This is a genomic window from Pseudomonas danubii, from assembly GCF_042980055.1.
Lineage (GTDB): Bacteria > Pseudomonadota > Gammaproteobacteria > Pseudomonadales > Pseudomonadaceae > Aquipseudomonas > Aquipseudomonas danubii.
In genome coordinates this window covers 1606346-1629420 of the sequence record NZ_CP116502.1, presented here as the reverse complement: position 1 = coordinate 1629420, position 23075 = coordinate 1606346, and the positions used below count along the sequence as shown (strand labels likewise).

The following is a 23075-nucleotide window of genomic DNA, read 5'->3' as shown; positions in this document are numbered from 1 at the left end:
TAAATACCCAAACTGGCATCACCTTTTTTCCCGCGACTGCTTCGCCCGCAGGCCAGGCCACTGGCAAAAAAATGGCCGTTACAACGAAAAAACCTCTAACAGCAATGGGTGACCAGTCGCCAGGTTCAGAGCGTTATACTCCCTGGCTAAATTTTGAATTCGACACACAAGGACTCGCCCATGAAAGCGTTCGGCAAAATCCTGGGTCTGGTAATTCTCGGGCTGTTGCTGATCATCGTGGCTCTGGGCTTCGCCCTGACCCACCTGTTTGATCCCAACGACTACAAAGAAGAGATTCGCCAGATTGCCCGCGACAAGGCCCACATCGAGCTGACGCTCAATGGCGACATCGGCTGGAGCCTGTTCCCCTGGCTCGGCCTGGAACTGCACGACGCCGGCGTAGCCACCCTGGCCAACCCGACCCAACCTTTCGCCGACCTGCAGATGCTTGGCCTGTCGGTCCGGGTATTGCCGCTGCTGCGCCGTGAAGTGCAGATGAGCGATGTGCGGGTCGAAGGCCTCAACCTGCGCCTGAACCGCGACAAGGATGGCCACGGTAACTGGCAGGACATCGGCAAGGCCGCCCCTACCGACAAGCAGGCCCAAACCCCGGCCACCAGCACCGGCGAAGCGGGCCAGCCCAGCGTCGGCACAGACAAGCCTTCGCAGCCCATCCGCCTGGACATCGACAGCCTGACCGTGAACAACGCCCGGGTTGAGTACAACGATGAACAGACCGGCAAGCAGTTCACCGCCGAAAGCATCCAACTGAGCACCGGGCCAATTCACGAAGCCAGCAACACCCCGGTCAAGCTCACCGCATTCCTGGCCAGCAACCAGCCTGCCGTGCGGGTACGCACCGAGCTCAATGGCGAGCTGCGCTTCGATCGCGCCCTGCAGCGCTACCAGTTCGAAGACATGCGCCTGTCCGGCGAGGCCACCGGCGATCCGCTGCAAGGCAAGACCGTGACCTTCGCCGCCCAGGGCCAGCTGTTGCTGGACAAGGCCGCCAACGTCGGCCAGTGGACCGGTTTGAAAATCTCCCTCAACCAGTTGCGCGCCCTGGGCGAACTCAAGGTCAATGACCTGGACAAGACCCCGCAGATCAGCGGCGGGCTCTCCATTGCCCAGTTCGACCTGGCGAAATTCGTCGACAGCATCGGCCAGACCCTGCCGGCCATGGCCGAAGGCAGCCTGAGCAAGGTCGAGCTGGTCAGCCGCCTGCAAGGCACGCCCAGCAGCCTGGCCCTGGAAGACCTGAACCTGAAGCTCGACGACAGCACCTTCAGCGGACGCCTGGCGATCGAGGATTTCGCCAAGCAATCCCTGCGCGCCCAACTCAAGGCCGACACCTTCAACGTCGACCGCTACCTGCCGCCCAAGTCGGCCGAAGCCAACAGTGCCGCCACGGCGCGCAAGGCCGAAGTGCAAAGCAGCGAAGCCGATGCCATGGCCGGGGCCGGCACCACGCCGCTGCCCAGCTCGCCGACCAAGGGCGCCTGGAGCACCGACAAGCTGCTACCGGTGGAACGCCTGAACAAGCTCGACGTCGACGCCGACCTGAGCTTCGGCCAACTGATCCTGGACAAGCTGCCGATTCAGAATGCCGCGCTCAAGGCCAGCGGCCAGGGCGGCCTGCTCAAACTGTCCAGCCTGCGCGGTGAGCTGTACAACGGCAGTTTCGAGGCCAGCGGCAATCTCGATGTGCGCCAGAGCACACCGCAGTTGAGCCTGCAGACCAAGATCAACCGCGTGCCGGTGGAACGCATCCTCGAAAGCCAGGGCCAGAATCCTCCGGTCAAAGGTCTGGTGACCCTGAACAGCAACCTCAGCGGCAGCGGCAACAGCCAGAAAGCGCTGATCGACAGCCTCAACGGTACTGCCAGCTTCGTCATCAACAACGGCGTGCTGCTCAACGCCAACATCGAACAGCAGCTGTGCCAGGGCATCGCCGTACTCAATCGCAAGAACCTCAGCAGCACGCCTCGGGGCAAAGACACACCGTTCCAGGAGCTCAAGGGCAACCTGACGTTTCGCAACGGCGTGGCCAGCAACCCGGACCTGAAAGTGCGCATCCCCGGCATGACCGTCAACGGCAATGGTGATATCGACCTGCGGGTGCTGGGCATGGACTACCGGGTCGGCATCGTCGTCGAGGGTGACCTCAGCGATAACCCGGACCCGGCCTGCCAGGTCGGTGAACGCTTCGCCGGCGTTGAACTGCCCCTGCGCTGCCGCGGCCCACTGGAGCTGGGGGCCAAGGCCTGTCGTTTGGACAAGGACGGCCTGGGCCAGGTAGCCGCCAAGCTGGCCGGTGACCGCCTGCAACAGAAGATCGACGAAAAACTGGGTGACAAGGTCAGCCCGGAACTGAAGAACGCACTCAAGGGGCTGTTCAAGCGATGAGAGCCGAGGCCTTTGCACCGGCGGTGCTGGACTGGTACGACCGCCATGGTCGTCATGACCTGCCCTGGCAGCAGGACATCAACCCGTATCGAGTGTGGGTGTCGGAGATCATGCTGCAACAGACCCAGGTCAGCACCGTACTCAACTACTTCGACCGCTTCATGGCCTCGCTGCCCACGGTGCAGGCCCTGGCCGAAGCCCCGGAAGACGAAGTGCTGCACCTGTGGACCGGCCTGGGCTACTACACCCGGGCGCGCAACCTGCAAAAGACCGCGAAGATCGTCATGACCGAGTACGGCGGCGAGTTTCCCCGGGACGTGGAAAAACTCACCGAGCTGCCGGGCATCGGCCTGTCCACCGCTGGTGCCATCGCCAGCATCAGCATGGGCCTGCGGGCGCCGATCCTCGACGGCAACGTCAAGCGAGTGCTGGCCCGCTTCACCGCCCAGGAGGGCTACCCGGGCGAACCCAAGGTGGCGAAACAGCTGTGGGCCACTGCGGAACGCTTCACGCCCCACAGCCGGGTCAACCACTACACCCAGGCGATGATGGACCTGGGGGCGACCCTCTGCACCCGGAGCAAGCCCAGCTGCCTGCTGTGCCCCCTGGAGCGCGGCTGCGAAGCCCACATGCTCGGCCTGGAAACCCGCTACCCGATTCCCAAGCCGCGCAAGGAGGTGCCGCAGAAGCGCACCCTGATGCCATTACTGGCCAACCGCGAAGGCGCCATCCTGCTTTATCGGCGCCCCTCCAGCGGCCTCTGGGGCGGCTTGTGGAGCCTGCCGGAACTGGATGGCCTGGACGACATCCCGCACCTGGCATCGCAGCACTCCCTGGAGCTGGGCCAGCAACAGCAGATGCCCGGCCTGGTCCACACCTTCAGTCACTTCCAGCTGGCCATCGAGCCCTGGCTGATCCGGGTCGAAGAGTCGGCGCTGCACGTCGCCGAGGCCGACTGGCTCTGGTATAACCTCGCCACCCCGCCGCGCCTGGGCCTTGCCGCCCCGGTGAAAACACTGCTCAAACGCGCGGCCGAAGTCTTGAATGCAGGAGAGTCGTCATGACCCGCACCGTAATGTGCCGCAAGTACCAGGAAGAATTGCCGGGCCTGGAACGCCCCCCGTACCCGGGCGCCAAAGGCCAGGATATTTTCGAACACGTCTCGGCCAAGGCCTGGGCTGACTGGCAGAAACACCAGACCCTGCTGATCAACGAAAAGCGCCTGAACATGATGAATGCCGAAGACCGCAAATATCTGCAGGGCGAGATGGATAAATTTTTCTCCGGCGAGGAATACGCCAAGGCCGAAGGCTACGTGCCGCCGGCGGAGTAAACCCACGGAAAATCGGGGGCGGAGCGTAAGCGGCGGTAATAATTAAACTTTTTTTCAAAACTTGCTTGACGCCCCCCTGAAAAACCCGTTTAATGCGCCCCGTTGCCCAGATAGCTCAGTCGGTAGAGCAGGGGATTGAAAATCCCCGTGTCGGCGGTTCGATTCCGTCTCTGGGCACCACCTTCAGCTTTCAGGTGGTGTTTACATCACGTGAAAGCAACCAAGAAACCCGCCTAGTGCGGGTTTTTTGTTGCCTGAGATTTAGCCCCTCCCTGTATAACCTGCATCGCCAAGAGTGTTGCACCCCGACAGAAATACCCCGATACCCCATGACCCAACTCAAGTCGTGACTTGCTGGCACTCTCCTCAGTTTGCCCATCCGTCAGGCTGCCCTCTGTGGAGGTTCATATGAGTCAGGCAATTACGGGGAACAATCCGGACACCCATCTTCTTCCGCTGATCGACAGCCTCGGCGAGCTGATCCGTCAATCGCGCCGACAGGCACTACGCGCTGTCGATACGTTACAGGTACAAACCTGCTGGCAGATTGGCCGGCATATCGTGGAGTTCGAGCAAGGGGGTGCCGAGCGGGCAGCCTATGGAAAGCGCCTGCTGCCAGAGCTGGCAAAAGTACTGAGCGCGGAGTTTGGCAAAGGCTTCGACGCTACCAACTTGCGGCATATGCGGGGATTCTTCCTGAGCTTCGAAAAATGCGACGCACTGCGTCGCGAATTGAGCTGGACCCACTATCGCTTGCTGCTAAGGGTCGAAAGCCAGCACGCTCGCCAGTGGTACATGCATGAAGCCGCGACACAGGGCTGGTCAACCCGAGCCCTGGAACGCCAGATCGGCACGCTCTATTACGAACGCCTACTGAGTAGCCAGGATCGCGTACCCGTCGAGCAAGAGGCGGCCATAAAGATTCAAGCCCTGGGCAAGACTCCCAGAGAGTTTGTCCGCGATCCGGTACTGCTGGAGTTTCTTGGGGTACCCAGCGCCGCCAGCCTGCTGGAGAACGATCTGGAGCAGGCGCTGATCAATCAGTTGCAAGCCTTCCTGCTTGAACTGGGCAAGGGCTTCGCCTTTGTTGCTCGCCAACAGCGCATCAGCACCGAGAGCAAAGACTTCTACCTCGATCTGGTGTTCTACAACTACCTGCTCAAATGTTTCGTGGTCTTCGACCTCAAGCGTGGCGAACTCAGCCATCAAGATATTGGCCAGATGGATATGTACGTGCGCCTTTACGATGAACTCAAGCGCGGGGCGGACGATGGACCTACAGTGGGCATCATTCTGTGCACACAAAAGGACGAATCCGTGGTTCGTTATTCCGTGCTGCACGGGCATGAACAACTGTTTGCCAGCAAGTACAAGCTGGTACTGCCCAGCGAAGAGCAACTGCGCGATGAACTGGACCGCGAGCGAGCCAGGATCGAAGAACGCCTACTGGCGCAAACTGACCAAACGCTTCCTAGAAGCTCATAAGCGCCTCAGATGCTCTCAGGCCAGTTTGAAGGCAGCCAGAATCCTATCGATCCTGGCCGCCTTTACGCATTACCTGCATCCGCCAATCAGAAGGCCTTATCCGCCCGCTCCATCGCCTGCCCCTGGGCCACATCGAGCAAGGCCACGCCATCACCGAGCAGCAGCGAGGCGATGTCGGCGATCTGGAACAGGTCGCTGGCGTCAGACGTTTGCGCGGTCATGCAGGATAGGCTGTTCATCAGTTTGTGAAGGGCACGTATGCGCTGATCGGCGCAGGCCAGGAGATCGACCAGGGGCGCATGGGGATTGATCAGCAGGACGGGGTTGTCCGCTGGCGTGTGTTGAAGAGGGATATATCCGTTCATTGGTGTAGCTCCGTGCGTTAGGGAAGCTCCCCCCAAACTCTCCTACAAGCTGGGTGGCAGCTGTACGCGGGGTAGGAGACCGGTCGCACAACCCGGCCACGCCGAAGCGTGCCCGCGCACAGCCGCCATAAAACACAGGGCAGCAAGAAGCACCCAAGAAAAACTGGGCGCCTGTGCACGGTGCGACTCTCGGGCTCCTACACCCGGCCGCTGATTTGGCAGCGACCGGCGCAGAGTAAAGAGCAGGTCCGATCAGCGCAAGCCCTCACCTGGTGACTGAAAGTAACCGACCCGCCCGCGCTCAAACCAACCCCAAAAGAGGGCGCTGCAGCACTTCAGCCGCCCAACCACTTCACTGCGAACCGGCATCCATCAACACCTTGAGCGCCGCATCGGCCTCGACGCGTTGTGCCTGGGTGGGTTTGACGGCAAATTGGCTGCGCTGCTTGTTGAGGGTCAGGTAGGCGTTGTCGCCATCGCCCCAAATGTAGGAGTAGATCAGCAGGAAACTGTCGGAGCCGGGCTGGCAGTAAGGGGCTACGCTGCGCAGCGGCGCCAGCAGTTGGATCATCTCGCCATAGTTGTCGGTGAACTCCAGCAGGGCGAACTGCCAGCGACCGGTCTGCGGATCGTATTGGGAGGAGCCGCCAGTGCCCGTCCACATTTGCACCACTTCCTGCAGGCTGCGCGCACCGGAATCCTGCAACCACTCGGCATCGACCCGGGCCGAGCCGTACATGTCCTTGCTGTCGAACCACTTCTGCCAATCGCTGTAGGAAATCGCCGGGCGTGGCGGCGCAGCCATGGCTTGGGCGTATTGCTCGGGCGTCATGCTGCAACGCAGATACACCGAGGAAGGCTCGCTCGCCTGTGCCTGCCCGGTCGCAGCCAAAAGCGCTGGCAGCGCCAGCCCTGTCCATGAGCGAAGTTGCATGGTTGTCGTTCCTGATCGTTCGAGAAAAGGCCGCCAGCCTACCGGCGGCGACGCCGATCAACGCAGAGGGCCTGCCCTCTGCCGCAGAGTCCGATCAACGCCGAACGTCGGCAAGCAACTTCAGGCAAGCGCCTGCGCCGCCTGCCAATGCTTCATCTCCTCGGCGATAAAATGCTGCACCAGATCGCTGTACAGCTTCTCGATGGCATCCGCGCTCAGGCCTTCGGCCTCGGCCCATTCGCGGCGGGTGGCGAGCATCGCCTTGAAGCGCTCCTCGGCCCGCACCGTGGCCGCCGAGGTCTTGAACTTCGACGCGGCCAGCACGTACTTGAAACGCGCACCCAGCAGCGCGATTACCGCCCGATCCAGGGTGTCGATTTCCCGGCGGATATCTTCCATGCCCTGGCATTGTTCCGGGGTCATTTGCTGCTTCACTTCCATGCTCAACGCTCCATCGGGGTCAGGGGCCCGGCCGTGGCCGGGGGTCGGATTATTCTCACGGGCCGGCACGGGAGTAAAGTCGCCGGCAACCAGGCATCCCCCAACGAGCGGACGCGCTGGCAGTTGCCGCACCCCGGATGGGCCGGGTATTAATGAACGCACAACAACTTCGTCGCTGAGCGAGGTGGCTTGCCCACTCCACACCAGCCGCCCAGGAACAACCGCCCATGTCCCTGCTGTCCTCCCCCGAACTGCCTGCCACCCGCCCCGCCGCTGCCGGTCCAGATTCAGGTGCAGGTGCAGATCCAGGCCCCAGCGCAACCTTCAGCGAACCGGCGGCGGATGGCGTTCTCCTCGGCGGCTTCACTTGGCGCCACCCATTAGCCGATCCAGCACGGCCGGTGGTGATCATCAACGCCGCGACCTCGGTGCGCTGCCGCTACTACTTTCGTTTCGCCGACTACCTGTTCGCCAACGGCTTCGACGTGATGACCTATGACTATCGCGGCATCGGCGAGTCGCGTCGGGGCTCGCTCAAGGGGTTCAAGGCGTCCTGGTCGGATTGGGGCGCACTGGATTTCGAAGCCATGCTGCAACGGGCCCAGCGCGAGTTTCCCGGACAGCCGATCGATGTGGTGGGCCACAGCTTCGGCGGCTGCGCCGTGGGCCTGGCCGCCTCCGCCGGAGTGATCCGGCGCGTGGCCACCATGGGCGCGCAATTCGCCTACTGGCGTGACTACGAGCCCCGGCTGCGCTGGCGCATGCTGGGCAAATGGCATGTGTTGATGCCCCTGCTGACGGGCCTCTACGGCTACTTCCCCGGCAAGCGCCTGGGCTGGATGGAGGACACACCTTCTGGGGTGGTCCGCGACTGGGCCACCCCGCACCCACGCTACGAAGGCCGCCCCAGCGGCCGCAGGCTGGCCGCAAAGCGTAGTGGGCAGCCCTTCGCCCAGGTCAGCGCAGCGATCCTCGCCATCAGTGTCAGCGACGACCCCTTTGGCACCGTGACGGCCATCGAGCGGCTACTGGGCTACTTCAGCAACAGCCCACGTACACATCTGCGCCTTCACCCCGAGGACATCGGCGAGGCCGAGATCGGCCATTTCGCCTTCTTCCACAGCCGCTTCGAAAGCCGGCTCTGGCCGCTGCTGCTGCACTGGCTGCAGCACGCCAGCCTGGCCCCGAACAGCCCCGGGCAACAGCTGATGCTGGAGCGCTGATCAGGCAAAGGCGTTGATGAACCAGGTGATCAGCGGGATCGCCACGATGTCGATCAACACCGCACCGCACAGCGGCACGATGATGAAGGCCTTGAAGGAAAAGACCTTGTAGTGATCACAGATCGCGCCCATGTTGGCCACCGCATTGGGCGTAGCGCCCAGGCCGTGCCCCATGAAGCCGGCACACAGCACCGCGGCGTCGTAGTTGCCGCCGAACAGGCGAAACAGCAGGAACACACACAGCAGCACCATCACCAGCACCTGCACCACCAGGATCACCAGCAGCGGCAGGCCGAGCTGTTCCAGCTCCCAGAACTTCAGACTCATCATGGCCATGGTCAGGAACACCCCCAGGCATACGTCGCCCAGGGTGTTCACTGCGCTGTCGGGGATGTCGATGATTCGCGCCCGGTCATTGAGGTTGCGCAGGATGATCGCCACGAACATCGCCCCCACGTAGCTCGGCAGCACAATGCCCAGGTGTTCGTTCAATGCGCTGCCGATCCAGAAGCCCAGCACCATGATCAGCAGGACGCAGGTCAGCAGGCGCAGCAAGGTCGGCGCATCCAGAGGCGCCACCGAGCCCTGGGCGGCGCTTTCCAGGTGCTGCAAAGTGCTGACCTGATCGGCCTGGATCTGCAAGCGGTTGCGCTCAATCAGCCAGCGCGCCAGCGGGCTGCCCAGCAGGCCACCGGCAACCATGCCGAAGGTGGCCGAAGCCAGGGCCGCCGTGGTGGCGCCCACCGCCCCGAGGTTTTCCGCGATCGGGCCAAAGGCCGCCGCGGCGCCAAAGCCGCCCTCCAGGGACACCGCACCGGCCATGATGCCCAGCAGCGGATCGATGCCCAGCGCCTTGGCCGCACCGACACCCACCAGGTTCTGCAGCAGCGCCAGGGACCAGCAAGCCCCCAGGTAGACGAACAGGATCTTGCCGCCGCGCCGCAGCAGGCCGAGGCTGCCCCCCAGGCCCACGGTGGTGAAGAACGCCACCATCAGGGGCGTCTGGATCGCGGTGTCGAGCTTGATGCTCAGCAGTTGCTGGTCGCGCAGCAGCCAGACGATCAAGGCAAAGCCGAAACCGCCGATCACCGGCGCCGGGACACAGAGCTGGGTCAGCCAGCGGCTGCGTTTCTTCAGCTGGGCTCCCACCCCCAGCAGGATCAGGGCCAGCGCCAGGGTGGTCAGCGCGTCCAGTTCAAAAGTCGGCATGGCAAACATCTCTTCTTGTCATTGTGGTGTTGCGCGACGAGGGGCGTACCCCTCAGTGAATCAGGCTGGCCAATAGACGCGCGGCCACGCGGGCGGTGCGCTGGTCCTGGTCGAGCCCGGGATTGAGTTCGGCAATGTCGGCTACGCGCAATTTGCCGCTGGCCCGAGCGCGGCGTACCAGGTGCTCGACCACTTGCACGTCCACTCCGTGGGCCGAGGGTGCACTGACGCCGGGAGCCTGGCTGGCTGGCAGCACATCCAGGCAAATGGTCATGTACAGCACGTCGATACCGTCGAGAAAAGCGTCGAGGCAGGCCTCGATTGCCGGCAGGTTCCAGCCCTGCATCTGCCGGTCCAGCAGGTAGCGCACATTGAGCTCCCGGGCCTGCTCGAACAGCGCCTGGGTATTGCTCAACTCGCTGACTCCCAGGCAGCAATACTCGAAGGGCATGCCGGCCTGTCGGCAATACTCGGCGATCTGCCGGAACGGCGTGCCGGAACTGCTTTGCGGTGCATGACGCAGGTCGAAGTGAGCATCGAAATTGAGGATGCCGATCCGCGGAAAAGGCTGTTGGCGGCGCAGGTAATCGGCCAGGCCACTGAAGCTGGCAAAGGCGATTTCATGACCACCACCCAGGCCCAGGGCCAAGTGCCCCTGTTCGAGCAACTGGCCGAGGCGATTGGCGTAGAGCTGCTGGGCGCTTTCCAGATGGTGGCCGTTACAGGCCACGTCCCCCGCATCATACAGCGGGCCTTGGCCGTGCCAGGCCAGGTTGGCCAGGGCCGCGCGCAAGGCCGCCGGGCCCTGGCTGGCACCGGTGCGCCCCTGGTTGCGCTTGACCCCTTCGTCACAGGCCAACCCAAGCAAGGCAACACCCGCCGACTGCTGTTCACTCCAGGGTTGTACCCACTGGTGCCAGCGCCGGGCGGCCAGGCCTTCGGCCAGGTCGATACGACCCTGCCAGAGGTGCATGGGGGCGGTAGTGATCATGGTCTTGCTCCAGTCAATTCAATCCAGTCGGGTACTCAGCCGCTGAGCGGCTTCGCGGGTCCAGCGGATCAGCCGCTCACTGCGCTGTTCAGCGCGGAACGCCGGGGCCATGAGGCTGATGGCGCCTTGCAGGCGGTCACGGCTATCGAGCAAGGGCGCGCTGACACCCCAGATGCCGTGGTCGATCTCGCTCAGGCTCACGGCATGCCCGGCTGCGCGAATCGTCGCGTAGCTTTCCAGGTACGTGGCCACATCCGCTTCCTCGACGCCGCGCTGGCGCAGGATCGACAAGCACAGCTCAGGCTCCATGTAGGCCAGCAACACCTTGGCCGAGGCGCCCAGCAGCAGCGGCTGCGCCAGGCCCTTCTGGTAGCAGCAGCGCAGGGGCTGCGGGCTGTCCACCAGTTCAATACAGATCGCCTGCCCGTTGCTGGGCACCATCAGCGCGACGCTTTCCTGGCTGAGCTCGGCCAGGCGGTTGAGCTCCGGTTTGGCCAGGGTCACCAGCAGGCCTTCGCGGTCGAACTTCTTCGCCAGTTGCAGGCAAGCAGGCCCGGGCAGGTAGCGGCCCTGGCCATTGTCCTGGGCCAGCCCCCAGCGCAACAGGGTCTTGAGATGGCGATAGGTACTGCTCAAGGGCTGCTGCAAGTTCAGCGACAGCTCCTTGGCGGACATGGCCTCCGGGGATTGCCCCAGGGCCACGAGTATTTGCAGCAGACGGTCAGTGGGCGTGTGGTAGTGCATAGCGGCCTCTTGCAGCCATGGTGCATGGACTTTCCCGGCAAATGAAATCAGATTCCCAAGCAGTGGGAAAAGACTGCAAAAAACCTTCGGCAAAGGCGCACCGCTGCAATAGCCCGCGACTCATACAGGATCGACGGTGCCCGCCAAGAGACCATGGCGGGTGCCAGCGCGGTGATTTGCTGGCATCCTCTCCCGCCTGACTGGCCGCTCGCCTGGTATCCGCGAGCGCCACCCCTTTGTGCAACAAGGTAAGACGCCCATGGCATCGATCGACAAACAACACAAACGTGCCGCCCGGGCAAAGGCCAAGGCCAAGCAAAACCGCGCCAAGCGCACAGCCCCCACCTCGGAGCTGGAACTGGACCCCAACGACAGCCGCATCGACTTCGAATCGGTAGACCTGACCGAGCTGTTCGTGAAAATGCGTGACGCTGAGAAAACCAGCCAGCAAGCGCTGTGCACGGTGTTCCTCTCGGACCCGCTGCTGGAGCTGGTCTACGAGCAGGAGGGCGAACAGGGCGCCACGGATTTCATCCTGGCAGCACTGATCGAATACCGTAACTGGTCCACCGAGGCCGACGAGGCCACGGCCCTGGCCTGGATCGAGTCCGAGGCCTTCCAGGCCGACTACCTGGCCGCATCCCAGGCACTGTTCAGCGCCGAAGGCTGAGTTTCATTCGGGCATGAAAAAGGGCGCATTCAGCAATGAATGCGCCCTTTTCCGTTTCAGCTAAACAGCCTGGCGTGATGCTCAGGCCGCTTCCAGCCGAGGGATTTCCATGCCGATGCGCGAGCTGGCGAAGTTCAGGTCGCCGCTGGCGATGGACTGGGCCTTGAAGCCCGAGCCGATCAGGTCGCGTACATACAGCTTGTTGTACATGAACATGAACACCAGGTTGCTCAGGCCGAAAGTGAACATGGCCAGCAGGAACATGATGGCGGCCCATTTCCAGTCGGCGCGGAACAGTGCCGGGATGAAGCCGAAGAAGAACACGGTCCAGGAGAAACCAACTGGCGCTTCCTTGATGGCTCCGGTGTTCGGGTTTTTGAAGATGATTTTAGTGAACGCCATGCGCGTCTCCTTGCCGCCCTTTCTTTAAGAGAGCAATGGCCGGGCGATCACCATTGAACCCTGAATGCTCGTTCTTCGAGCCGGGACCGTCAGCCATGCCAGGGGCAAGTGCGGACAATCAGGAGCATGGGCCGACGCAAATGGATCAAGGGAGAGAGACGAAAGGCGGATTCAGAGCCCCGACAAGCATTCAATCCCTTGCAATACAGCGCTATTCCCTAGCTCCTCTCACGCTGGCACGCAAGAGCTCTTATCGAAGAGCGCGCAGGCTACTATTTCGCCAGCGGGCTGTCCATGAAACGCCATGTAACAAGTCACAGATCCGATAAAAAAATCCGCCGTCAATGCTGACAGCAGCCTTTTTACCGTTCAAACAGCCAAATGTTCAGGGTCCCCGGCCAGGTCCTTCGTCGTTGCCTGGCAATACTGCTCGGCACTGATTTCGCTGAGCGTCGCGTAGCCGTCGTAATGGTAAAAACGCTGTTTGTCCCGTGCATAGCGGTCCGCGAGAAACTCCAGGCTGGCCAGGTCGATGCGCTTGGCACTCACTGGGCGCCGGCCACAGAACAGCTTGCGCGTGCCCAACTGCAAGAAGTCCGGATGGGGAACCCTCACTTCTTCCGGGCTGAACTCCACCTCCAGCGCCTTGCCGGCAGAAAACATCTGCGTCGCGCTGAAGGCGTAGCTGCCCATGAAGCGCGTGTGGGCCGGGTCGAGGTTCCTTTTTCTTTCGCTGTAGTAGTACACCGCGCCCTTATCCCTGGCCCAGCCATGCCCACAAGACTCGAAGCTGGCCAGATCCGCCTTACCCAGCGGCTCAGGCGCCTGATAAAAGACCCTGTGGCAAAAAACCGTCTGGCCATCGGTCAGATAGGGCCCACCCAGGGCACGGTACTGGTCGACGGAGGCTGAAGAAAATCGCTCCGGCACCTGGGTCTCGGCACGATGAAAGGGGATCAGGTACAAGCCGTTGGCATCACCGCACAGGTGTGTGTCCAGCAGCTTGAAACTGCCGGCATCCAGACCATTGATAGCGCGACCATGAAAGTGCACCTGGTGCCCCAGCTCAAACCCCAAGCCGATGGAGCGCAGGGCGGGCATTGTCGCCGCTGGCTCACAGGGCTTTTGCAAACGGTGCCACCAGTAGCCCTGCAACTGCGGGTGAGCCTCGAAGAACGCGGCCCACTCCTGCAGCATCCCGTCATCAATCACCCCAGCCGAACCGAGAGGGCCGTGCTTGTCGCCCACCAGTACCGGTGAATGGTTGTACTCACCGCGTTCCAGCCGGGCCACCACAAAACTCTGCACATCCACGTCCAGCGGCTTGTTGAACAGATAGGCGCGCTGCTCGTCGGCGTAGTAATGAAACCCCAGGTGGCGAAAACTCGGAGCATGGGCCCCGCGCAAGCGGGTGCCATTGCAGTAGACAAACTGGTCGTCCACGGCCACGTACGGGTCCGGCGTTTCACTGCGACTCAAGACTCGCCCCGCAGCATCGAACACCGACTCAACGCGGTTCAGCAAGCGAAAGTCGCCGACATAACGCAGGGTTTTCCCGGTCAGGAAGTAGGCCCGTTGGGCGTCCTTGGCGTAGCGCTCATTGAGCACACAGAACGTCGCCAGATCGGCCTTGTCGATGCGGTAGAAATACTCGTAGGCAATGCTGGAGCCCTGCTGCGCCTGGACGATCACCGAATGCCCGTCGGTGCCCCAGCGCCGGGCCAGCATGTGAAAACCGTCCGGATTGGCAATCGGCAACGGCGAGCCGTCCTTCTGGTGCAGCGGCACGCCGCCCCGGCAGACCTGATCATTGATCACCTGATAAGCCGGATGGTTGGTGCCACGCACCCGGTCCTCGGCGCTGGCGATCGCCCGTGCGCCCAGGAAGACCTTGGCGCCGTCACTGAACAGCACCGCAGATGAAGGCCAGTCCTCCGGCACCGGGTGCAGCAGCGCCAGACGCTCTGGGTGTGCGTCCTCGATCAGCGCCAGCCCATAGTCGTGACAGAAGTAGGCCCGCTGGTGATCGCTCCAATGGTCATGGCCCAGGCTTCGCAACCCGCGACACACGCGCATCGGCAACGCCTGCAACGGGTGGTAGCCGTAACGTTCGAAGTAACGGGGCAAGGCATAGTAATCGGCCCGGGCATCACGCAGCAGGTGCCGATGAACACGATGGCGCCAGAACGCTTCGCCCTCTACCAGTGGGGAAACCGGGTATTGCTCGGCCGCGGCCTGAGAAGCCTGCTCAGCCGGCGTCCGCCCCTCACGCTGCAGCATGAGGTACACATCCCGGGCCCGCTCCTCCACCAACAGCGCCCCCTCCACGAAGGCAAACCCCTGATGCCATTCAAGGTCGAGCTTTTCCCACTCGGCAAAATCCATGTCCAAGCCCTTCATCGCTGCATCCCAAGCTGACCGAGCGGTGGATTATCAGCAGGCGACCTGCGAGCGTAAAGCGCCCCGACGCCAGACCGCGAGTGAGCATCAGCCCGCCACAAGCAGACGTGCCACCTTGCATCCGGACATGAAAAAGGCCGCGGTCATCTCTGAGCGCAGCCTTTTTCCACAAGCAGTGAATCAAACCGTCAGTTCAGCGCCAGAGCCCCACTGCGCTCGGCCTTGCGCCGACGGGCCACCAACAGGCCCGCAGCGATGACGATGACACTGAGCAGGCCAGTGGCGAGGATCTCCACCCGATGCTCCTCCTGGAACAGCATGATGCCCAGGATCGCGACGATGAACACGATCACCGCGTAGGTCAGGCCGGGGAACAGCCACATGCGGAAGGCGATCTTCTCGCCGGCGGCCATGCGTTTCTGGCGCATGCGCAGTTGCGATACGGCAATCACCAGGTACACCAGCAAGGCGATGGCGCCGGAACTGGCCAGGAGGAACTCGAACACCGCAGCCGGCGCTACATAGTTGGCGAACACCGCAAGGAAAGCCGCAGCGGTGGACAGGATCACCGCCCAATATGGCGTGCCGCTGGCATTGGTGCGCTTGGCGACCGCTGGAGCATCGCCCCGCTTGCCCAGGGAGAAGAGCATGCGCGAGGCGGTGTAGAGCGCCGAGTTCAGGCAACTGGTCACCGCCACCAGCACCACCAGATCGACGATCAGCTTGGCGTTGGGAATGCCCATGCGATCGAGCACGGTCTGGTAGGAACCAACCTGGGCCAGGCTTGGGTCGTTCCACGGCACCAGGGCCACGACGATGAAGATCGACACCAGGTAGAACAGACCGATCCGCCAGATCACCGAATTGGTGGCCTTGGAAATCTGTTTGCCCGGGTTGTGGGATTCCGCCGCAGCGATGGTGACGATCTCGGTACCCATGAAGGAGAACATGGTGGTCAGCATGGCGGCCAACACCGCGCCCATGCCATTGGGCATGAAGCCCTGGGTGTCCACCAGGTGCGAGACGCCGCTGACCTGGCTGTTGGGCAGCAAGCCACAGATGGCGGCGAGGCCGAGGATCACGAAACCGATGATGGCCACCACCTTGATCAGGGCGAACCAGAACTCGAACTCGCCGTAGTTCTTCACGCTGAACAGGTTGGTAGCGGTCAGCAGCAGGGTGATCACCAGGGTAAAGACCCAGATCGCCACGTTGGGGAACCAGGCATGCAGGATGGTTGCAGCGGCGTTGGCTTCCAGCGGGATCACCAGCACCCAGAACCACCAGTACAGCCAACCGATGGTGAAACCGGCCCAGTGGCCAATGGCGCGATCGGCGTAGGTCGAGAACGACCCGGTGTCCGGCGAGGCGACGGCCATTTCCGCCAGCATGCGCATCACCAGCACCACCAGGGTGCCGGCGGCGGCGTAAGCCAGCAGCACGGCAGGACCGGCCTCGGCAATGGCGTGGCCGGAGCCGACGAAGAGGCCCGCGCCGATAACGCCAGCGATCGACAGCATGGTCACATGCCGTGGTTTGAGCCCCTGTTCGAGGTCATTGGAGAGTTGCGTACCGCTCATGAAAGCACCTTTGCAACGAAAAAAGAGTCACTCCACCCGGTCTGCATTCGTTCTCGTAAAAAGAATTCAACAGGGCGTTCTTTATTTCGTACGCAAGAATTGCGCCAAAATGTTACAGAGTCCCGGACAACAGGGGTTGGCGAGCCGACCGATGGAAATCCCAAGTCATTGAGAACAATGGTATTTCGCCACTTCGTTACCGGGCGACTCACTTTGTAGGACGAAACAGCGCACCAGAAACACACCCCCAAAGTGCGTGATGCACAATTAGCAAGCAGATCCATGACCTTTGGCCCGTTAACCCTTCCAACACCCGGCCAAAGCTGGCACCATCGCGCCTTTTTTTACGCGACACCTACCGGATTTCAGGCGAATTCAGGGTTCAAACGGGCGTTCGGTTGTTGATGGGGCGACAGTCTTCTGTGCTGATGCGACAACCTGCCACATACCCTCTGTTTACCTCCGGTAGCGCTGTTGGCTGCGCTTGGAACCCTATGCTAGCTTGGCGCCTCGCCAGGAAGGCCGCCAACAGCAGGAGCACAATGAACTCTATGAGGACCGCACATGGCTGAGGCCACGCCCGCGCTTGAAATCCGCAACTTGCACAAACGCTACGGCACTCAGGAGGTACTCAAAGGTATCTCGCTGACCGCACGCGACGGTGACGTGATATCGATCCTGGGTTCCTCCGGCTCCGGCAAGTCCACTTTCCTGCGTTGCATCAACCTGCTGGAAAACCCGCACCAGGGCCAGATCCTGGTGGCCGGCGAAGAGCTCAAGCTCAAGGCCGCGAAAAACGGCGAGCTGGTGGCCGCCGACGGCAAGCAGATCAACCGCCTGCGCAGCGAAATCGGGTTCGTCTTCCAGAATTTCAATCTCTGGCCGCACATGAGCGTGCTCGACAACATCATCGAGGCACCGCGCCGGGTGCTGGGCCAGAGCAAGGCCGAGGCCATCGAAGTGGCCGAAGCGCTGCTGGCCAAGGTCGGTATCGCCGACAAACGCCACGCCTACCCGGCCCAGCTGTCCGGCGGCCAGCAGCAACGCGCCGCCATCGCCCGCACCCTGGCGATGCAACCCAAAGTCATCCTGTTCGACGAGCCGACCTCGGCCCTGGACCCGGAAATGGTCCAGGAAGTCCTCAACGTGATCCGCGCCCTGGCCGACGAAGGCCGTACCATGCTGCTGGTCACCCATGAAATGAGCTTTGCCCGCCAGGTCTCCAGTGAAGTGGTATTCCTTCACCAGGGCCTGATCGAAGAGCAGGGATCGCCACAGCAGGTCTTCGAGAACCCGCTTTCGGCACGCTGCAAACAATTCATGTCCAGCAACCGCTAACGGAGCTACACGCATGCAGAGCTATAAGAAGATCCTCCTGGCCGCTGCCGTCACTCTGGCTTTCAGCGCCAGCGCTGCCGCCGAGACCCTGAAAATGGGCATCGAGGCCGCCTACCCACCGTTCAACAACAAGGATGCCAGCGGCCAAGTGGTCGGCTTCGACAAGGACATCGGCGACGCCCTGTGCGCCAAGATGAAAGTCGAATGCACCGTGGTCACTTCCGACTGGGACGGCATCATTCCGGCCCTGAACGCGAAGAAGTTCGACTTCCTGATCTCCTCGCTGTCGATCACCGACGAGCGCAAGCAGGCGGTGGACTTCACCGACCCGTACTACTCCAACAAGCTGCAGTTCATCGCGCCCAAGGCCAAGACCGACTTCAAGACCGACAAGGCCTCGCTCAAGGGCAAGATCATCGGCGCGCAACGGGCGACCCTGGCCGGCACCTGGCTGGAAGACAACCTGGGTGACGACATCACCATCAAGCTCTACGACACCCAGGAAAACGCCTACCTGGACCTGACCTCCGGCCGCCTGGACGCGATCCTGGCCGACAAGTACGTCAACTACGAGTGGCTGAAAAGCGAAGCCGGCAAGCCTTACGAGTTCAAGGGCGACCCGGTTGAAGAAAGCGACAAGATCGGGATTGCCGTGCGCAAGAAAGATCCACTGCGCGAGAAGCTGAACGCCGCCCTGAAAGAAATCGTGGCCGACGGCACTTACAAGAAGATCAACGACAAGTACTTCCCGTTCAGCATCTATTGATACTGACTTGCCTGACCGGCGCCTGCCCCCTGGGCGCCGGTCCTTAGCAAAGCCATCCAGACCCCATGAATATCGATCTCTACGGATTCGGCCCGGCGCTCGCCGCCGGTGCGCTGATGACCGTCAAGCTGGCCCTCTCGGCATTGTGCCTGGGACTGGTGCTCGGTCTGCTCGGCGCCTTGGCCAAGACTTCTCCGTACAAGCCGTTGCAATGGCTTGGCGGCGCTTATTCGACCCTGGTGCGCGGCGTTCCCGAGCTGCTCTGGGTCCTGCTCATCTACTTCGGTACGGTCAACCTGATGCGTGCCCTGGGCGAGTTCTTCGGCAACCCCGACCTTGAACTCAATGCCTTCGCCGCCGGGGTGATCGCCCTTGGCCTGTGCTTCGGCGCCTACGCCACTGAAGTGTTCCGCGGCGCGATCCTGGCCATTCCCAAGGGCCACCGCGAGGCCGGCATGGCCCTGGGCCTGTCGAAATGGCGGATCTTCACCCGGCTGATCATGCCGCAGATGTGGCGCATCGCCCTGCCGGGCCTGGGCAACCTGTTCATGATCCTGATGAAGGACACCGCCCTGGTGTCGGTGATCGGCCTGGAAGAAATCATGCGTCACTCGCAGATTGCCGTGACCGTTTCCAAGCAGCCGTTCACCTTCTATATGGTCGCCGCCTTCATGTACCTTGGCCTGACCGTGCTGGCCATGACCGGCATGCACTTCCTGGAAAAACGCGCCGCTCGCGGCTTCGCAAGGAGCGCCCAATGAACTGGGAAGTGATCATCAAATGGCTGCCAAAGCTGGCTCAGGGTGCAACCCTGACCCTGGAGCTGGTGGCCATCGCGGTCATCGCCGGCCTGCTGCTGGCGATCCCCCTGGGCATCGCCCGCTCATCACGGCTGTGGTACGTGCGCGCCCTGCCCTACGCCTACATTTTCTTCTTCCGCGGCACACCGCTGCTGGTGCAGCTGTTCCTGGTGTACTACGGGCTGGCGCAGTTCGATGCGGTACGTGAAAGCGCACTGTGGCCTTATCTGCGCGATCCGTTCTGGTGCGCCACCGTGACCATGACCCTGCACACTGCGGCCTACATCGCCGAGATCCTGCGCGGTGCGATCCAGGCCATCCCGCCGGGTGAAATCGAGGCCGCGCGGGCCCTGGGCATGTCCCGACCCAAGGCGCTGTTCTACATCATCCTGCCGCGCGCCGCGCGCATCGGCCTGCCGGCCTACAGCAACGAAGTGATCCTGATGCTCAAGGCCAGTGCCCTGGCCAGCACCGTGACCCTGCTGGAACTGACCGGCATGGCACGCACCATCATTGCCCGCACCTACCTGCCGGTGGAGATCTTCTTCGCCGCCGGGCTGTTCTACCTGGTGATGGCCTACGTCCTGGTACGCGGCTTCAAGCTGCTGGAACGCTGGCTGCGAGTCGACGCCTGCCAGGGACGCTGACCTTCCCCCGCTCCCGCCCGGGAGCGGGCCTGCCCGGACCCATCGCCCATGCCCTCGATCCTCCAAGGCCCCGCGCTGCTCGATCGCTTCCAGGCCCTGGATGGCTTCCTGCTTGAACACCAGGCGCTCTGGCGCCCGCGCCCGTTCCACCATCTGCAACTGCCGTGGGAAACCGCTCATCCCGAACTCGCCCAGTGGCTACGCCAACGCTCCCTGGAAGACGCCGAAGCGGCCCACAACCAGCCGCAGCAACTCCAGGCACCGGCGCCCTTTGCCCCACTGGCGGAGCAGGCCCGAGCACTCGGCGCGCTGGGCGAACTCCCCATAAAGGCACTGCCCGCGCCTCACCCGCGCCTCAATGTCGACGTACCCGGGCGCAAATGGCAGCAGATCGAAGCCTTCGCCGCCTGCCTGCAATTCGACCGCGCTCCGACTCACTGGCTCGACTGGTGCTCCGGCAAGGGCCACCTCGGCAGGCGCCTGCTGCAACCCGGGCAGCAACTGACCTGCCTGGAATACGACCCGGCGCTGATCGACAGTGGCGAGCAACTGAGCCGGCACCACGGTTTGCCCGCCCGCCATGTGCAACAGGACGTGCTGGCCGATGACACAGCCCAGCACCTCTGCGCCGAGCACAGTCCGGTGGCCCTGCATGCGTGCGGCGATCTGCATGTGCGCTTGATCCAGCTGGCCAGCCAGCAGGGTTGTCCACAGCTGGCCATTGCCCCGTGCTGCTACAACCGCACCCGCGCCAGCCACTACCGGGGCTTATCCACAGCGGCCCAGGCCTCGCGCCTGGAACTGTCCCTGGAAGACCTGGCCTTGCCCATGAGCGAAACCGTCACCGCCGGCGCCCGGGTCCGGCGTCAGCGCGACACCTCCATGGCCCGGCGCCTGGCCTTCGACCTGCTGCAACGGCAAGTGCGGGGCCTCGACGAATACCTGCCGACACCCTCGCTGCCCAGCCACTGGCTGGACAAACCCTTCGCCGACTACTGCCGCGACCTGGCCGCCCTCAAGGACTTATCCACAGTCGATTGCCAGGATTGGGCCGTGCTCGAAGCCGCCGGCTGGCAGCGCCTGGCCCAGGTGCGCAATCTGGAACTGCTGCGCGGCCTGTTCCGCCGCCCGCTGGAATTGTGGCTGGCCTTGGATCGCGGGCTGTTCCTGCAAGAGCAGGGCTATGCCGTGCGCCTCGGAACCTTCTGCAAGGCCCCCTTGACCCCCCGCAATCTGCTCCTGCTGGCAGAACGCCCGTAACCTGCCGCTGCACCGGCTCTAGCCGAAGTTCGTCGTGCAGGCCCCTGCGGCCAGTGACCTTGAAAAACGGACATCGGACACCCCATGGGAAACCCACAACCCATTGAAAGTCGCCGATCAAGCCGGGGGCTGTCCGCAACTTCACAAAAGAAAAAAACCAAGCTCATGACGCCTACTAGTCTCTAAGGCGTGCAGGGCATATGCCGCACTCAAGCCACAGCTCTGGCGCAACTCAAGCGGTCATGTTTCGACAGGAAGTCACCAAGTTCACCATCACTGACAGGGAGTTAACCATGAACATCATCGACCCTCAGGCACACACCTACGAAACCCTGCAAAAGGGTTTCAACTTGCGTTGGCCACCCAGTATCGAACAGGGCGCGAACCGAATTTATGTGTGTACAACACCTGATGAAGTTCTGACGGCAGCCAATACAGCACTGCATGATGGCTATCGCATTACGGTGCGCAGTGGCGGCCACTGCTACGAGGGTTTTGTTTCCAACAAGTTGAGCGGCGAGACACAAAACCTGGCGATTATCGACATCGGTGAAATGAAAGGCCTGAAGTACGACGAGAGCCAAACCATCACTTCTCCCTGGGATAGCCAGAACAAGAAGTATCGTTTCATGGCATTGACCGGCAATCAGAACTGGGACGGTTACCTGTCGCTGTACAAGCAGGCCGGGCGCACCCTTCCTGGCGGCTCGTGTTATTCGGTCGGTTTGGGCGGGCACATCAGCGGCGGCGGTTACGGTTTGTTATCGCGCCTTCAGGGCTTGACCGTGGACTGGGTCACCGGCGTCGACATGCTTGTGCCTGTGGAAAACTCACAGCAACTGGAGTTCCGGCATGTTCGCGCGGACAGCCCCTCGAACAACGACAAGGCATTGTTCACCGCCTGTTGCGGGGCCGGCGGTGGCAACTTCGGCATCATCATCGGCTACTACTTCGACCAACTCCCCCAAGCCCCGCAACAAGCCTACTGGATTCCCCTGGCCTACCCGTGGAAAGAACTGATTCCCAACTTCTCGAACTTCCTGCGAGCCTATTGGCAATGGTTCTCGGATAACGACGCCAACGCGACCAGCCTGGTGGAAGGCGTAGGCAACGGCGGCTTGTTCACCCTGCTGAAACTCAACCATGTGGATACCTCCGACCATGTGGTGCTGGCGATCCAGTACACCGGCCCTAATGGCCGGGTCGGCGGCGCCAACGATATCCCGCTCAACGACTTCATCAGCAAGATGAATGCCGCGGCGGGCATCACGCCAACCCTGCATGACGGCTTCATCGCCCCCAACATTGCCCCGCTCAGGCACCCGCTTGCCGGCAGGAAATTCAAAGGGGCGGTGGCTGAACACACGGCAATGGATTGGCTGTACGTCACTCAAATGATCAACGGCTCGGGCAACAATCAGCGGGGCAAATACAAGTCTGACTATCAGGTCGAACAATTCTCCGATCAGGCCTGCAACGCCTTGCTGACGCACTTGACCGAAGCTACGCCAGACAAACGCTTCAGCCAGTCACTGGTACAGATTGACTCCTACGGCGGGGCGATCAATAAAAAGGGCATGGGCACCACCGCGGTTCCGCAAAGAAGCTCACTGCTCAAAGCCCAGTACCAAACGTACTGGACCCACGCTGCCGACGACGCGGTGCAAATCGCCTGGATTCGCAACATCTTCACCGCCGTGCACGGCGGCAAGCCAAAGCGCCCCGCCTACGATGGCTGCTACATCAACTACCCCGATGTGGACATGAAGTACACCGCCACCGGCGCGGTAGACCCCGACTGGTTGAACTTGTACTACGGCTGGAATAGCGAACTCATCAACAGACTGTCCAACTTGAAAGCCGCCATCGACCCCAACAACCTGTTTCGTCATGAACTGTCCATCCCGACCACAAAGGCCGAGTAGGTCGCAGCCTGGCCACCCACCGGCAGCATGACCACAGCCTGCTCGGCTGAGCCTGCGTCGCAGGTTCGATGAGCAGGCTGTGGAGCCGTGCGACAGGCTGTCGCGACCTGTGGATAAGTCTGTTGATGGAATTCTGGCAAAGCCTTGGATTGCATG

At 62.2% G+C, this 23075-nt stretch carries 21 protein-coding genes and 1 tRNA gene; 13 read left to right on the top strand and 9 right to left on the bottom strand.

Translation table 11 applies throughout. The features are described 5' to 3' along the window. Positions 1–180 precede the first annotated feature (180 nt). From PFZ56_RS07655 to PFZ56_RS07635, 5 genes are all read left to right on the top strand, one after another. Entirely contained in the window at positions 181–2406 is a 2226-nt protein-coding gene (locus tag PFZ56_RS07655) for an AsmA family protein (RefSeq protein WP_110651075.1), read from the top strand. Next, complete coding sequence (gene mutY / locus PFZ56_RS07650; RefSeq protein WP_170002045.1) at positions 2403–3470, top strand: A/G-specific adenine glycosylase; 1068 nt, start codon at positions 2403–2405, stop codon at positions 3468–3470. Before PFZ56_RS07655 ends, mutY begins: the two co-directional genes overlap by 4 nt. Beyond that, entirely contained in the window at positions 3467–3739 is a 273-nt protein-coding gene (locus PFZ56_RS07645; protein WP_047301095.1) for an oxidative damage protection protein, read from the top strand. The genes mutY and PFZ56_RS07645 overlap by 4 nt, the downstream gene beginning before the upstream one ends. 104 nt (positions 3740–3843) lie before the next feature. After that, positions 3844–3919, top strand: a tRNA-Phe gene (locus tag PFZ56_RS07640). Positions 3920–4147: 228 nt separating this feature from the next. Further along, on the top strand, positions 4148–5224 hold the full coding sequence (locus PFZ56_RS07635) for a YhcG family protein (protein WP_170002043.1): 1077 nt from the start codon (positions 4148–4150) through the stop codon (positions 5222–5224). Positions 5225–5310: 86 nt separating this feature from the next. On the opposite strand, the gene PFZ56_RS07630 is transcribed toward PFZ56_RS07635, so the two are convergent. The 3 genes from PFZ56_RS07630 to PFZ56_RS07620 all read right to left on the bottom strand — a co-directional run bounded on the left by PFZ56_RS07630 (position 5311) and on the right by PFZ56_RS07620 (position 6964). Next, positions 5311–5589, bottom strand: coding sequence for a hypothetical protein (locus PFZ56_RS07630; protein WP_170002041.1), 279 nt, complete (start codon positions 5587–5589; stop codon positions 5311–5313). A 352-nt stretch (positions 5590–5941) separates the two neighbouring features. Continuing rightward, on the bottom strand, positions 5942–6523 hold the full coding sequence (locus tag PFZ56_RS07625) for a hypothetical protein (RefSeq protein WP_170002039.1): 582 nt from the start codon (positions 6521–6523) through the stop codon (positions 5942–5944). A gap of 120 nt (positions 6524–6643) precedes the next feature. Further along, positions 6644–6964 (bottom strand): isochorismate lyase, encoded by a 321-nt coding sequence (locus PFZ56_RS07620; protein ID WP_102882137.1) that lies wholly within the window; start codon positions 6962–6964, stop codon positions 6644–6646. A gap of 227 nt (positions 6965–7191) precedes the next feature. Between PFZ56_RS07620 and PFZ56_RS07615 the strand changes: the two genes are divergently transcribed. Continuing rightward, positions 7192–8187, top strand: coding sequence for an alpha/beta fold hydrolase (locus PFZ56_RS07615; RefSeq protein ID WP_170002037.1), 996 nt, complete (start codon positions 7192–7194; stop codon positions 8185–8187). Here PFZ56_RS07615 and gltS read toward each other — a convergent pair whose 3' ends face one another. The 3 genes from gltS to PFZ56_RS07600 are packed head-to-tail and all read right to left on the bottom strand — an operon-like array spanning position 8188 to position 11131. Beyond that, positions 8188–9396 carry a sodium/glutamate symporter gene (gene gltS, locus PFZ56_RS07610; RefSeq protein ID WP_170002035.1) on the bottom strand — a complete coding sequence of 403 codons (1209 nt, stop codon included), beginning with the start codon at positions 9394–9396 and terminating at the stop codon, positions 8188–8190. A gap of 52 nt (positions 9397–9448) precedes the next feature. Then, positions 9449–10387, bottom strand: coding sequence for a formimidoylglutamase (gene hutG / locus PFZ56_RS07605; RefSeq protein ID WP_170002033.1), 939 nt, complete (start codon positions 10385–10387; stop codon positions 9449–9451). An 18-nt stretch (positions 10388–10405) separates the two neighbouring features. Beyond that, on the bottom strand, positions 10406–11131 hold the full coding sequence (locus PFZ56_RS07600; RefSeq protein ID WP_170002031.1) for an IclR family transcriptional regulator: 726 nt from the start codon (positions 11129–11131) through the stop codon (positions 10406–10408). A gap of 259 nt (positions 11132–11390) precedes the next feature. Between PFZ56_RS07600 and PFZ56_RS07595 the strand changes: the two genes are divergently transcribed. Then, positions 11391–11801: a hypothetical protein gene (locus PFZ56_RS07595; protein ID WP_102882141.1), complete on the top strand. Its 411-nt coding sequence runs from the start codon at positions 11391–11393 to the stop codon at positions 11799–11801. Positions 11802–11882: 81 nt separating this feature from the next. On the opposite strand, the gene PFZ56_RS07590 is transcribed toward PFZ56_RS07595, so the two are convergent. The 3 genes from PFZ56_RS07590 to gabP all read right to left on the bottom strand — a co-directional run bounded on the left by PFZ56_RS07590 (position 11883) and on the right by gabP (position 16183). Further along, the gene (locus PFZ56_RS07590; protein ID WP_102862719.1) at positions 11883–12203 is read right to left on the bottom strand and encodes a hypothetical protein; all 321 of its coding nucleotides are present in this window, start codon (positions 12201–12203) and stop codon (positions 11883–11885) included. Between the two features lie 369 nt (positions 12204–12572). Beyond that, complete coding sequence (locus PFZ56_RS07585) at positions 12573–14603, bottom strand: DKNYY domain-containing protein (protein ID WP_170002029.1); 2031 nt, start codon at positions 14601–14603, stop codon at positions 12573–12575. Positions 14604–14791: 188 nt separating this feature from the next. Continuing rightward, positions 14792–16183 (bottom strand): GABA permease, encoded by a 1392-nt coding sequence (gene gabP, locus PFZ56_RS07580; RefSeq protein WP_102882143.1) that lies wholly within the window; start codon positions 16181–16183, stop codon positions 14792–14794. A 564-nt stretch (positions 16184–16747) separates the two neighbouring features. On the opposite strand from gabP, the gene PFZ56_RS07575 reads away from it, so the two are divergent. The 6 genes from PFZ56_RS07575 to PFZ56_RS07550 all read left to right on the top strand — a co-directional run bounded on the left by PFZ56_RS07575 (position 16748) and on the right by PFZ56_RS07550 (position 22919). Further along, entirely contained in the window at positions 16748–17521 is a 774-nt protein-coding gene (locus PFZ56_RS07575; RefSeq protein WP_102862716.1) for an ABC transporter ATP-binding protein, read from the top strand. Between the two features lie 13 nt (positions 17522–17534). After that, on the top strand, positions 17535–18287 hold the full coding sequence (locus PFZ56_RS07570; RefSeq protein ID WP_102882144.1) for an ABC transporter substrate-binding protein: 753 nt from the start codon (positions 17535–17537) through the stop codon (positions 18285–18287). A 65-nt stretch (positions 18288–18352) separates the two neighbouring features. Continuing rightward, positions 18353–19048, top strand: coding sequence for an ABC transporter permease (locus tag PFZ56_RS07565; RefSeq protein ID WP_016963587.1), 696 nt, complete (start codon positions 18353–18355; stop codon positions 19046–19048). Continuing rightward, positions 19045–19734: an ABC transporter permease gene (locus PFZ56_RS07560; protein ID WP_170002027.1), complete on the top strand. Its 690-nt coding sequence runs from the start codon at positions 19045–19047 to the stop codon at positions 19732–19734. The genes PFZ56_RS07565 and PFZ56_RS07560 overlap by 4 nt, the downstream gene beginning before the upstream one ends. A 48-nt stretch (positions 19735–19782) precedes the next feature. Beyond that, complete coding sequence (locus tag PFZ56_RS07555; RefSeq protein ID WP_170002025.1) at positions 19783–20994, top strand: methyltransferase; 1212 nt, start codon at positions 19783–19785, stop codon at positions 20992–20994. Positions 20995–21287: 293 nt separating this feature from the next. Continuing rightward, positions 21288–22919, top strand: a complete 1632-nt coding sequence (locus tag PFZ56_RS07550) for a BBE domain-containing protein (protein ID WP_170002023.1) — start codon at positions 21288–21290, stop codon at positions 22917–22919. The last annotated feature ends 156 nt before the right edge of the window (positions 22920–23075 follow it).

Bases quoted from the DNA above. Each gene is read 5' to 3' on its own strand.
- PFZ56_RS07560 (WP_170002027.1), top strand. From the start codon at position 19,045: ATGAACTGGGAAGTGATCATCAAATGGCTGCCAAAGCTGGCTCAGGGT.
- PFZ56_RS07655 (WP_110651075.1), top strand. From the start codon at position 181: ATGAAAGCGTTCGGCAAAATCCTGGGTCTGGTAATTCTCGGGCTGTTG.
- PFZ56_RS07595 (WP_102882141.1), top strand. From the start codon at position 11,391: ATGGCATCGATCGACAAACAACACAAACGTGCCGCCCGGGCAAAGGCC.
- PFZ56_RS07620 (WP_102882137.1), bottom strand. From the start codon at position 6,964: ATGGAAGTGAAGCAGCAAATGACCCCGGAACAATGCCAGGGCATGGAA.
- gabP (WP_102882143.1), bottom strand. From the start codon at position 16,183: ATGAGCGGTACGCAACTCTCCAATGACCTCGAACAGGGGCTCAAACCA.
- PFZ56_RS07645 (WP_047301095.1), top strand. From the start codon at position 3,467: ATGACCCGCACCGTAATGTGCCGCAAGTACCAGGAAGAATTGCCGGGC.
- PFZ56_RS07635 (WP_170002043.1), top strand. From the start codon at position 4,148: ATGAGTCAGGCAATTACGGGGAACAATCCGGACACCCATCTTCTTCCG.
- PFZ56_RS07570 (WP_102882144.1), top strand. From the start codon at position 17,535: ATGCAGAGCTATAAGAAGATCCTCCTGGCCGCTGCCGTCACTCTGGCT.
- PFZ56_RS07625 (WP_170002039.1), bottom strand. From the start codon at position 6,523: ATGCAACTTCGCTCATGGACAGGGCTGGCGCTGCCAGCGCTTTTGGCT.
- PFZ56_RS07555 (WP_170002025.1), top strand. From the start codon at position 19,783: ATGCCCTCGATCCTCCAAGGCCCCGCGCTGCTCGATCGCTTCCAGGCC.
- PFZ56_RS07585 (WP_170002029.1), bottom strand. From the start codon at position 14,603: ATGAAGGGCTTGGACATGGATTTTGCCGAGTGGGAAAAGCTCGACCTT.
- PFZ56_RS07565 (WP_016963587.1), top strand. From the start codon at position 18,353: ATGAATATCGATCTCTACGGATTCGGCCCGGCGCTCGCCGCCGGTGCG.
- PFZ56_RS07630 (WP_170002041.1), bottom strand. From the start codon at position 5,589: ATGAACGGATATATCCCTCTTCAACACACGCCAGCGGACAACCCCGTC.
- PFZ56_RS07575 (WP_102862716.1), top strand. From the start codon at position 16,748: ATGGCTGAGGCCACGCCCGCGCTTGAAATCCGCAACTTGCACAAACGC.
- hutG (WP_170002033.1), bottom strand. From the start codon at position 10,387: ATGATCACTACCGCCCCCATGCACCTCTGGCAGGGTCGTATCGACCTG.
- PFZ56_RS07590 (WP_102862719.1), bottom strand. From the start codon at position 12,203: ATGGCGTTCACTAAAATCATCTTCAAAAACCCGAACACCGGAGCCATC.
- gltS (WP_170002035.1), bottom strand. From the start codon at position 9,396: ATGCCGACTTTTGAACTGGACGCGCTGACCACCCTGGCGCTGGCCCTG.
- mutY (WP_170002045.1), top strand. From the start codon at position 2,403: ATGAGAGCCGAGGCCTTTGCACCGGCGGTGCTGGACTGGTACGACCGC.
- PFZ56_RS07550 (WP_170002023.1), top strand. From the start codon at position 21,288: ATGAACATCATCGACCCTCAGGCACACACCTACGAAACCCTGCAAAAG.
- PFZ56_RS07600 (WP_170002031.1), bottom strand. From the start codon at position 11,131: ATGCACTACCACACGCCCACTGACCGTCTGCTGCAAATACTCGTGGCC.
- PFZ56_RS07615 (WP_170002037.1), top strand. From the start codon at position 7,192: ATGTCCCTGCTGTCCTCCCCCGAACTGCCTGCCACCCGCCCCGCCGCT.